Raw genomic sequence first — 4,425 nt, 5'->3', positions numbered from 1 at the left:
CCAGATAGGCGCGCACGATCTCGCCGCCGGTCGGCAGGCCCTGGCTGTCCGGCGCCGTCCAGCCGGAGCGGTCGAGCAGCGCCCGCGCCGCCGCGTCGATGTTGTATTCCCAAGGCGAGAACACCCGCACATGGCCCCATTCGAGCAGTGCGGCCCCAACGCTTTCGCCGCGCTCCAGGATGAGTGGACAGATGCCGCGCTCGACCAGATGCGCCGCGGCGGCAAGGCCGACCGGGCCGGCGCCAATTACCGCGACGGGAAGATCTGTCATCATGTCCATAGGTTCGATCCTTCCGGTATCTTCGAATTATACGCGCAGAAAAATCAGGCCAGTGCTTTGCCGACGGCGGGCGCACAGGCGTCGGCGCAGCACTCGTCGGCGAGATAGCCGATCAGCGCATTCATGCCGGGATAGTTGGCGCGGCAGATCAGCGTCGTCGCTTGCCGTTCCTGCGTGACAAGCCCGGTATCGACCAGCCGTTTGAGGTGATGCGACAGCGTGGAGGACGGAATGTCGAGCCTGCCCTGGACGCTGCCGACGGCAAGCCCGTCATCACCGGCCCGCACCAGGATGCGATAGAGCTGAAGCCGCGTCGGATTGCCGAGCGCTTCAAGCTGCGCGGCTGCTTTTTCGAGTCTCATGGAAATAAGCTACGCAGCACTTTTCGCGCCGTCAACCCAATTTCGAAAATTATGGAAATAGCGTCAACCGGGGCGCTTGCCCGAGGCGTAAATGACCACCTCGCCATCCTCCTTGGTGAACGTGCCGATGTCCGGATTGGGCAGAATGTCCAGCACCTTTTCCGACGGCCGCGCCAGCACGACGCCGAGCGGACTGACGACGATCGGCCGGTTGATCAGGATCGGATGTGCCAGCATGAAATCGAGGATCTGCTGGTCGGACCATTTCGGGTCGGCAAGGCCGAGTTCGGCATAGGGTGTGCCCTTCTCGCGCAGCAGGGCGCGCGGTGTAATGCCCATCGCCGCGATCAGGTCGACCAACCTTTCGCGCGATGGCGGCGTCTTCAGATATTCGATCACCTCCGGCTCCTCGCCCGACTGGCGGATCATGGCCAACGTGTTGCGCGACGTGCCGCAATCGGGATTGTGGTAGATGGTGATGGTCATTTCGAGGTCCTCTCAGCCGACATGGTATTCCGGACGGCGCCGCCCATCTCGTACCAGCCCTTGCTGCGGTTCACGATCCACACCACCGACAGCATGACCGGAACCTCGATGAGCACCCCGACCACAGTGGCAAGGGCCGCGCCAGAATTCAGCCCGAACAGCGCGATCGCGGCGGCCACCGCCAGCTCGAAGAAGTTCGACGCGCCGATCAGCGCCGATGGTCCAGCCACGCAGTGTCGTTCGCCGCTGAGGCGGTTGAGCAGATAGGCAAGACCGGAATTGAAATAGACCTGGATCAGGATCGGCACCGCCAGCAGCACGATCACCAATGGCTGCGCGATGATCTGCTCGCCCTGAAAGCCGAACAGCAGCACCAACGTCGCCAGCAAGGCAACCAGCGACAGGGGCTGCAGCGTGGCAAGCAGGGCCTCAAGCCCGGCCTGTCCCCTCGCTGCCAGCAGCCGGCCACGAACCAACTGCGCGACGATCACCGGCGCGACGATGTAGAGTGCGACCGACAGCATCAGCGTGCCCCATGGCACGGTGATCGCCGACAGGCCGAGCAGCAGGCCGACGATTGGCGCGAAAGCAACGATCATGATAGCGTCGTTGAGCGCTACCTGCGACAGCGTGAAATTCGGCTCGCCGCGCGTCAGGTTCGACCAGACGAAAACCATCGCCGTGCACGGCGCCGCGGCAAGGATGATCAGCCCGGCAATGTAGGAATCGATCTGCACGGCGGGCAGCCACGGCCGGAACAACCAGCCGATGAAGAGCCAGCCCAGCAGCGCCATCGAGAACGGCTTCACCGCCCAGTTGATGAACAGCGTCACGCCGATGCCGCGCCAATAGGTGCCGACCTTGGCCAGCGAGGCGAAATCGACGCGCAAGAGCATCGGCACGATCATCAGCCAGATCAGCACGGCGACAGGAATGTTGACCCTGGCGATCTCGGCCAACGCGATGGCGCCGAACACGCCCGGCAGCAGATGGCCAAGCGCGATGCCCGCGACGATGCACAGTGCCACCCACACCGTCAGATATTTCTCGACGAAGCCGATGCCGGGCCGCACCGCCTCAGCTGTGTTCAGAGCATGATCGGTCATGATGGCTTCCTTGTTCGAACGGCGCGCGGCGGACAGTCACAAGCCCCTCAGCAGTCACAGGTCACGGCATTGATGACCGGGCGGCAGAGCTCCGGCGCGCCATTGCAGCAATCTTCCATCAGATAGGCCAGCAGGTCGCGCAAGCCGGTCATGTCGGCGACATAGCGCACGGTCCTTCCGTCGCGTTCGGGACGGATCAGCCCGGCATGGGCGAGCACCTTCAGATGCGCCGACATGGTGTTCTGGACCGTGTCCAGCCTCGTTGCGATCTCGCCGGCTGGAATGCCTTCCGGGCCGGCACGCACGAGCAGCCGGAAGACATCCAGCCGCGTCTCCTGGCCAAGTGCGGCCAGCGCGTTCAAAGTGCCCTTCCTATTCATATATCCGAATCCTTGGATTTATGGATTCGTGAATATCGACTCCCCCGCGATCTGTAAAGGATGTCCGCCGCTATGATGTGACGGCAAGCACCTTTCCCGTATCGTGCTGGCGCACGAAGTCCACCCGGGCACCATCCCAGTGGTAGCTGTAGTGGCGGCCCTGCACTGGAATGGCAATGACATCGGGCCAGAAGATGCCGATGCAGCCGCCGCCCGGCATGCGCACGCTGTTCCACACCAGCCCGTCGCTGCCTGCTGCCCGCAGCGCCCGCCCTTCCGCCTGCGAGGCGGAATAGTCGTCCGGGTCGAGCACGCCGGGCACGGCGTTGACGTCATCGAGGTCGCGGTCGACGTTGCCGATCAGCACGCGGAAATCCGCCGTCCAGCCCGGCCCTTCGTTGGTGGCGCGCATGAATTTCTGATGGTGGTGAATGGTCTCGGCCAGCGCCACCTCCTCGCTGTCACCCGCATAATAAATCCCGTAGCTGCCATCCGAGAAGCGGCCTGGTCTGAGCGTCGAGCAATGCACGAAGGGCGCCATCACGAAACTGGCGCCGGGGCCGGAAATCCGCCTTGCGGCCGAAACCTTGCCGAGATCGCCGATCTCGAACCTTATGCGTGGGTTTGTCTTCGCCTCGACGGCGGCAAGCGCCTCCCAGTCGCGCGGGTCGGCAATGTCTTCGAACAGGTCGATCGGTGGGTGGATGGAACGGATGATGCGGAAGGTCTGGTGCCAGTCGACGCGGCGACGGACCGCAAGCCCACTCACCATGCACCACGCTCCGCATCGAGCCATTCGCGCATCGCCGAGAGATCGGAGATTTCGCCGCGCAGCATCAGGTCGAGCGCCGACTGGCCGCCAAAGGTGGCATTGGGCTTGCGGATCCAGGCATAGCCGCGCGCCGGTTCCGTGAAGAGGTAGCGCAGGCCCTTGTGGATGCCCATCAGATGCGCCATGCGGGTGCGCAGGTCGCGGTCGATCCTGCCGATGCCACCTTCCTTCGCCCCAGTCTTCCAGCGTGCCCAGGTGCGCGCCGACATACCGCCGAGCAGGATGCAGGCCTCCAGGTCGGTGAGGTTCCAGGCCTTGAACAGATTGACCGTTGTGCGCGCCAGCGCGCCCGCTTCTTCATCCGAGATAGCGGCTCCGAACGTGGCCGGCGTGGTGACGATGGATTGAAGCTGCATTGCGTTCACCTTGCTGATTGGCAGATATATAGCATGTATTTGCCAATTGGCAAGAATGCGGAGATGGCAAGGCTTGGCTGCAAAATGAAAAGGCGCGGCCCACACCGCAGGCCGCGCCCTTTATTGCATCACACTGTACGGTGCCTACTCAGCCGCTTCATATCCCGCGATGCCCTTGATCTCGAGGAAATCCTCAAGTCCGTATTCGGCATATTCGCGGCCATTGCCCGACTGCTTGTAGCCGCCGAACGGCAGGCCGGCGTCCCACTGGGGATAGTTGATGTAGACATTGCCGGTGCGCATGCGCGCCGCGACTTCGCGCGCCTTCTTCATGTCCTTGGCCTGGATGTAGGAGGCGAGGCCATAGACGGTGTCGTTGGCGGTCTCGACCACCTCGTCGACGCTGTCATAGGGCATGATCGCCAGTACCGGCCCAAAGATCTCCTCGCGCGCGATGCGCATGTCGTGGGTAACGTCGGCGAACACCGTCGGCCTGACATAGTAGCCGCGGTTGAGTTCGGCCGGACGGCCGGGGCCGCCGGCGACCAACGTCGCACCCTCGTCGATGCCGGCCTGGATCAGGTCCTGGATCTTGTCGAACTGAACTTGGCTGACGACCGGGC

General features: G+C 63.5%; 8 protein-coding genes. All 8 read right to left on the bottom strand.

Annotated features, from left to right (window positions below; all coding sequences use genetic code 11):
* Window positions 1-280, bottom strand: a 280-nt coding sequence (locus EOA22_RS25320) for an FAD-dependent oxidoreductase (protein ID WP_127390291.1), incomplete at its 3' end; no start/stop codon positions are given.
* Between the two features lie 44 nt (window positions 281-324).
* The gene (locus EOA22_RS25315; RefSeq protein ID WP_063168657.1) at window positions 325-642 is read right to left on the bottom strand and encodes a metalloregulator ArsR/SmtB family transcription factor; all 318 of its coding nucleotides are present in this window, start codon (window positions 640-642) and stop codon (window positions 325-327) included.
* A gap of 63 nt (window positions 643-705) precedes the next feature.
* Window positions 706-1,128, bottom strand: a complete 423-nt coding sequence (gene arsC, locus EOA22_RS25310) for an arsenate reductase (glutaredoxin) (RefSeq protein WP_063168658.1) — start codon at window positions 1,126-1,128, stop codon at window positions 706-708.
* Window positions 1,125-2,189 (bottom strand): ACR3 family arsenite efflux transporter, encoded by a 1,065-nt coding sequence (arsB, locus tag EOA22_RS25305; RefSeq protein WP_164747183.1) that lies wholly within the window; start codon window positions 2,187-2,189, stop codon window positions 1,125-1,127. Before arsB ends, arsC begins: the two co-directional genes overlap by 4 nt.
* A gap of 92 nt (window positions 2,190-2,281) precedes the next feature.
* Window positions 2,282-2,614, bottom strand: coding sequence for a metalloregulator ArsR/SmtB family transcription factor (locus EOA22_RS25300; RefSeq protein ID WP_013530549.1), 333 nt, complete (start codon window positions 2,612-2,614; stop codon window positions 2,282-2,284).
* A gap of 70 nt (window positions 2,615-2,684) precedes the next feature.
* Window positions 2,685-3,386 (bottom strand): RES family NAD+ phosphorylase, encoded by a 702-nt coding sequence (locus EOA22_RS25295; protein ID WP_063168660.1) that lies wholly within the window; start codon window positions 3,384-3,386, stop codon window positions 2,685-2,687.
* Entirely contained in the window at window positions 3,380-3,802 is a 423-nt protein-coding gene (locus EOA22_RS25290; RefSeq protein ID WP_013530547.1) for an MbcA/ParS/Xre antitoxin family protein, read from the bottom strand. Before EOA22_RS25290 ends, EOA22_RS25295 begins: the two co-directional genes overlap by 7 nt.
* Before the next feature lie 144 nt (window positions 3,803-3,946).
* Window positions 3,947-4,425 (bottom strand): aldehyde dehydrogenase family protein (locus EOA22_RS25285; protein ID WP_127390290.1); only part of this gene is annotated, 479 nt, incomplete at its 5' end.

This window comes from Mesorhizobium sp. M7A.F.Ca.US.014.04.1.1 (assembly GCF_003998745.1).
Taxonomy (GTDB): Bacteria; Pseudomonadota; Alphaproteobacteria; order Rhizobiales; family Rhizobiaceae; genus Mesorhizobium; species Mesorhizobium ciceri.
This window is presented reverse-complemented; position numbering and strand designations above follow the sequence as displayed.